Genomic DNA, 5,904 nt, shown 5'->3' with positions numbered 1-5,904 from the left:
GAATTTTACAGGTACAACTAAAATAGCAATAGAACAAGACTTCTATGCATCTATTTATCTATCAAACATGGTTGAATTAGCACGAAAAGATAGTGATGAAATTATAGCAGTTGAAAGAGAAAATAAAGAAAATAAATATGAATATAAAACAAACATTAATATTCTAATTGGTAGTTTAAAAGACAAGCTTATAATGATGTTTCTCGAAGAAAGTTTAAGGAAAAGGAATAGAATTTATAAGGATATTATGAAGCAAGTTTCTAAAAGTAGTGTGCCTATACGACCCGATAGACAAAATCCACGTATAAAAAAGTTTACAAGGGGAAAGTATAGAAAAAATAAAAAGCGCAGCTTATAGAATAAATTCAAAAGAATATTCTTGCTAACGCCATGAAAAAATTTCCACATTTCTATGGCTTGTTTCTTGTGCAAAAAAATGTGGAACTATTCTTTATAACCTTTTACTTTTTAAAAATTATTAACGCCAAAGTACATTATCCATATTTTTCAATATTAAGTTGATGACATTGAGCTATCGCTTTAAGATAGAATGTACTTTTAGGGAACTAAAACAGTTAATAGGTGGTTTTAGCTATCAGTTTTGATGTAAGTCTATGCCAAAACTAAGAAAATACACTAAAAAACAACAACCTCAACCGGTTGAAAAGATACCCTGCGAAAAAATTCAGCACAAAATTTTAGCTACATTAGATGCAATAGAAGCATATGTAATGTGTGCTTCCATTGCAATGGGTTTGCTTCAAATTATATCTTTAAAGTTTTCGAGAGATATAAATATGAGAAATTTTAGATTTTTAAGAACAAAATCTAAAGAAGTTGTTTCAGAAGCTACAGTTGCCTGTTATCTAAGAAAGAGCATTTTTTCGTTTATTGAAAAAAGCAATAGATTTAGCATAAGTAAAATAATTAAAAAGAAGCAAGTTGACCCTTTATTCTATGAGGATCGACTAGCTTCTTAAGAGAATAGAACTTTTGACTGTCCAGTTTAAACATATTATTAATTATATTATTTGCGTACCAAGTAGCTTGAATCTTTCTATCTTTTTCTAATTCTTCAAAAAATTTATTTTTAAATTTATCAAGTGCATTCTCTTAAGCCCCTAAGCATACTTGGACAATTGCTTTTGAATTAGATATAATAAAAGAAGATTACACTCAAGTTTAAGATACATGACTCCTAATGAATTTTACCGACTTTATTCTGGAGAGCAGCTAACTAATATAGAGGTAAGGGTATAATTGTAAGAAAAAACAAAAATTAATTAGATATTGTCCAAAATAAAGGGGTTAATCCGCATAATATTTTATGACCACTTTGCACAACATTTATTAAATGAGGAAAGTGCATAATTCATTTTAAAATTAAATTTCATCAATATATCGTATGATTAATACTATTAAAACACAATATATTGTGATATTATTTTTAGATTTTTAATTATGCAATTTCCTCAAATAACCGACTTATTTAGATTACCTAAATTTCGTAATCTCATTGAATAACTGGTATTGAAGAAGTTTTGATAACCAATCTACTTTGGATCTATGTCAATATTCTATCATCCCCAATCTAATACTTTTCATAATAGCCTCACAACTTGAATTAACCTCTAATTTGCTAAAAATTTTTCTTTTATGATATTTAATAGTATCTTGACTTAAATTCATTTCAAAAGCAATTTTATTTTCAATATAACCTTTTGATATATATTTTAATATGTTAATTTGGGTACTACTCAGTAAGTTATCCATTTTTGTTTTTTTTTTCAGTTCATCACATAATCCTCTTGAAATCTGAGTTGAAAGCAGTTCAAGAATAACTATAAATTCAGATTTTAAAATTTTATTGATTGTTGATACATTTAGATATCCAATTAATCTATCATTTGCATATAGTGGCATTGCAAAACAATGCCACTTTTTAAATGCATCATAAAAATGCTGGTCTTTTTTTATTTCAATACATTTTTTCAATTCCATAGCAAGAGAAATAGCATTAGTTCCGCAACTTTTTTCTGAAAAATCCAAACCTTCTCTTAATTCTACCAGTGTCCCATTTTGTCTGAAATAATTTGTAGCATCATAATCCAGCATAATGCCATTTACATCAGTAATTACAAATACCAATTCATATTTTATCTTGGTCTTAATATTATCTATTTCTTTTTTAAATATCTTAATAAATAATTTGTTTTCTTCAAGAATTTCTTTCAGCATTTCCTTTGAAATATGTTCAGGCATTACATGATTTGATCTTAATCCTTTCTCCCTACATCTTTCAAAAGATCTCTGTATTAACTCATGCATAATAATATTACTCCTCTATAGCTTTTTATATTCACTAAACATCTTTCCCTTGATATAAATATTCAAATTTATTCGGACATACTTTATAACATCAAAATCTTTAATATATTATCTATTAATCGTAATCCATTACTATTATTAGAGGTCAATATAGACTCAGGATGAAATTGAACAGCTATAATTGGTAAATGTTTATGCTGTATTCCCATAACAATACCTTCTTCATCTAGTGCAATTACTTTTAAATCATCAGATACTTTTTTTGCATAAATCGAGTGATATAAACCAACCTGAATAATATCTTCCATATTAACACATAATTCTGGCTGACTTATAGTTACATTTAATTTTCTGCCATGTCGTGGATAATCTATCATATCCAATTCGCCTCCAAAGTACTCCACTAACCCTTGCAACCCAAGACAAACTCCCAAAATAGGTATTTTATTATTTATACACATTTTTATGGTTTCATTTAACCTAAATCTCTCAGGTCTCCCTGGTCCCGGTGAAAGGACTACTGCATCAAAATGCTCCTTCTTTTCCAATATTTTTCTAGCTAGATTATGCCTTAATGTTATAACCTCTGCCCCTAGTTGTTTTATATAATTTGCTAAAGTATGAACAAAGGAATCTTCATGGTCGACAATGAGTACTTTTTTTCCTTTATAAGAATTAAATTTTAATTTTGCTTCTCCATCTTTTGATTTATTTTGGGTAGTAATGCTTTGCAATAATGCTTCTGCTTTTGTATATGTTTCTTCTTCTTCATCTTCAGGATTTGAATCAATTAATAACGTAGCACCAACTCGTATTTGAGCTATTTTATCTTTTACACGGATAGTTCTCAATGTTAATCCAGTATTCATATCCCCATTAAATAATATAAAACCCACTGCTCCTCCATACCATACTCTTGGAGTTTTCTCTATGTTTTCTACCCACTCTATTGCTGCTCTTTTCGGTGCACCAGTAACAGTAACAGCCCACATATGGGTAAGGAATGCATCTATAGCATCAAATCCAGGCGATAGATATCCTTCTACGTGATCCACTGTATGAATTAAATGAGAATAAAGTTCTACTTGTCTCCTACCAATTACTTTAACTGACCCAGGAATGCAAATTCTAGATTTATCATTTCTATCTACATCTGTACACATCGTCAACTCAGATTCATCTTTACTTGAATTTAGTAGCTTTCTAATTTGTTCTGCATCTCCTATAGCATTTCTTCCTCTTTTTATAGTTCCTGAAATAGGACATGTCTCTATTTTATTGCCATTAACTCTAACAAACATTTCTGGAGATGATCCAACTAACGCTTCTTTTCCTAAATTCAGAAAAAAATTATACGGACTAGGATTAATTTTTATCATATTTAAGAATATGTCATAAGGTGTAAAATCTATTTTCTTTGATAATACATGGGATGGAACTGCTTCAAATAAATCTCCCCTTTTAAAGGTCTCTATAGCTTTTCTAACCATATCTGCATATGCACCTGGCTTTGAAGAAGTGTGTTCTAAATTCCGTGATTCAATATTATACAATCCTGTTTTTCTTTCTTCTCTGCTTAATCCTATAGTTGAACCCTTTGTTGTTTTAAATTCATAACTAATTATATATTCTTCATTTAATTTTCGATCTCTTACACATAATTTGTCTGGTATAAATAATACTAAATCTTCTTGACTATCTAAACGTTCCTTATTAAACTCAATTGCTGATTCAAATTGAAAAACCAAATCATATCCAAATGCTCCATATAATCCTAATCTATTATCTTCAGGAGAATAAAAAACCTCTATTATCTTTCTTATCAATAAAAAAATAGAATTTTGTTTGCTTCTTTCTTCTTCATTGAAAAATGTATGACTTTGTTCTATTTCACCTATTATGTAGGCTTCATTCTTTTCTAGAATATTCACCCCTTCTAATTTTGTAATCACCTTTACAATATCGTCTATTATTATATCTCCTCTTGAATTTAATGCTTGAATAATGAATTTTCTTTGAAAACATCGTAACTCTAGACAAGGATTTACAAACGCAATTTCCCATCTTGAATACCTTCCAGGATAATCATAGTTACTTGCAAACACCCCCCCTTTCTTATTAGTTAATTGTTTTGCAACTTCATCAATAATATCTATGCCCCTTGAATCCTCTATTGTCCTTGTAACTTCTATATTACCCTTTGTAATATATACATCTGTGTTTTTTATCATATATATACCTCCCAATTATAATTCTCTTAAAATAGCTGTGTATTGTACCAATGAAAATTAGTACCAACGCTGTATATTCAATTTTCAAATGAAACAAAAAAAACACTTAGTCCTATTTATTGGGACGAAGTGCTATACTTTCGCTATGCCACCCAATACTTACAAAATAAGTATTGTTTCATTTACTCAGATACGCAATATAAATTGGATATCTTACCCCTGTAACGTGGGGACACGACATTAGCTACTCTCTAAATTTCACCTTGTATCTTACGAACCCATTCCTTACCATTATTAATATCGGACTTCTCACCAACTACCGACTCGCTTAAAAAACAATTAGTAAGTACTATTCTCAATCATTGATTTTTACAATATTTTTATTTTACGATAATTATATCTTAATTATATTTTATTGTCAATTGCAAAATGCTTTTAGTACAGGGCAAACGCATATGAGATTTTAGGGCGGAGCCCTTTTATTTTGAGATGTTATCACTTATAATTTGAATATAAATTGAAAATAGAGAGGAAGAATTATCATTAAACCAAATATATTTGATATAGAAAATATGCTATTTGAAGCATTTAATGAGGTCGAAGACCCAAGAGGAGATAACAAAAGGCATAAATTTATAGACATTATAGGATTAGCTTTATGTGCTGTAACTAGCGGTGCAGAATCTTATAATGGTATTGAGGAATTTGGAGAAGCTAGTGAAGAGTGGTTAAGAAAATACTTTGAACTTCCTAATGGAATTCCTTCGCATGATACGTTTAACAGAATATTTTCTGAAATAGATCCTAAACAATTTCAAAAATGTTTTAATGAATTGATGAAAGAATTAGCTAATTTAATAAATGGCGAAATAGTATCTATAGATGGTAAAACTCTAAGGGGTTCGTCTTGTAATAGTTCAAATAAAAAAGCAATTCATATGGTTAGTGCTTGGGCAAATGAAAATCAAATAGTTTTAGGTCAAATCAAAACAGAAGACAAGTCAAATGAAATCACAGCAATTCCTAAATTACTTGAACTATTAGAGTTAGAAAATACAATAGTTACTATTGATGCTATGGGAACTCAAAAGAAAATAGCTGACGCAATCATAGAAAAAAAAGCTGATTATATATTGGCGTTAAAGAAAAATCAAGAAACTCTTTATACCAATGTAGAATTATTTTTTGATTCAATAATAAAAAAAGAGATTAATGATGTTTTGCTGTTGCATCAAAGTAATAATTACTTCTTGACAACAGCATAAATGGAAAATTGTTTATAATGAAAAAAACACCTCTATGTGTTTAAATGATTTTGACTAGAAATCAGACACATGGAGGTGTT

Annotated in this window: 5 protein-coding genes; 3 read left to right on the top strand and 2 right to left on the bottom strand. The window is 29.0% G+C overall.

Annotated features, from left to right (window positions below; translation table 11 throughout):
* Together OIO11_RS12080 and OIO11_RS12075 are read left to right on the top strand one after the other, a co-directional pair.
* A partial coding sequence (locus tag OIO11_RS12080; RefSeq protein WP_268071718.1) for a transposase occupies window positions 1-358 on the top strand: 358 nt, incomplete at its 5' end.
* Between the two features lie 256 nt (window positions 359-614).
* The gene (locus OIO11_RS12075; protein WP_268071717.1) at window positions 615-980 is read left to right on the top strand and encodes a hypothetical protein; all 366 of its coding nucleotides are present in this window, start codon (window positions 615-617) and stop codon (window positions 978-980) included.
* 589 nt (window positions 981-1,569) lie between these two features.
* On the opposite strand, the gene OIO11_RS12070 is transcribed toward OIO11_RS12075, so the two are convergent.
* A complete protein-coding gene (locus tag OIO11_RS12070; protein ID WP_268071716.1) occupies window positions 1,570-2,328 on the bottom strand; it encodes a LuxR family transcriptional regulator in 759 nt (252 codons plus the stop codon).
* An 83-nt stretch (window positions 2,329-2,411) separates the two neighbouring features.
* On the bottom strand, window positions 2,412-4,559 hold the full coding sequence (locus OIO11_RS12065) for an anthranilate synthase component I (protein ID WP_268071715.1): 2,148 nt from the start codon (window positions 4,557-4,559) through the stop codon (window positions 2,412-2,414).
* A 572-nt stretch (window positions 4,560-5,131) separates the two neighbouring features.
* Here OIO11_RS12065 and OIO11_RS12060 point away from each other — a divergent pair.
* Complete coding sequence (locus OIO11_RS12060; RefSeq protein ID WP_268071714.1) at window positions 5,132-5,824, top strand: ISAs1 family transposase; 693 nt, start codon at window positions 5,132-5,134, stop codon at window positions 5,822-5,824.
* Window positions 5,825-5,904: the final 80 nt, after the last annotated feature.

It is taken from the genome of Clostridium sp. ZS2-4 (assembly GCF_026719745.1).
GTDB lineage: Bacteria > Bacillota > Clostridia > Clostridiales > Clostridiaceae > Clostridium_H.
Note: the sequence above shows the minus strand (reverse complement) of the source record. Positions and strands in the feature narration are given on the sequence as shown.